At 42.3% G+C, this 305-nt stretch carries 1 protein-coding gene; it reads right to left on the bottom strand.

Annotated elements, in window-relative coordinates; translation table 11 throughout:
* The coding region (locus tag A3735_RS31845; RefSeq protein ID WP_231882534.1) for a hypothetical protein at positions 1-255 on the bottom strand (255 nt) is incomplete at its 3' end.
* Between the last annotated feature and the right edge of the window lie 50 nt (positions 256-305).

A 305-nucleotide genomic window follows, 5' to 3' on the forward strand; every position in this document is an offset into this window, starting at 1 on the left:
ACTAAGGCTATGGCTGACTAGCGTTATATCAATGCAGACCCACAGTGCGGTGCAGGCTATCAAGAGTTGTTTTTTTCTTGAGGGCGATGAAAGATGAGCAGTGAAGAAAGCCTTTGTAAAGCAAGGCGCGCAGATGAAAAATAGGACACTCTGTGCTATTTGGTCGTTAAGAAACAAGCTAATAGCAAAGAACACACAGAAAAATAGCAGCCCGGAGAGTGCAGCATTATTTAGGTGCTCTTTTGCTTTAGTCATAGGTTCTCGTAGGCTAATGATTCGAGGTATTCAATATTTGGAATTACAGC

The sequence above is a fragment of the Oleiphilus sp. HI0061 genome, assembly GCF_001635675.1.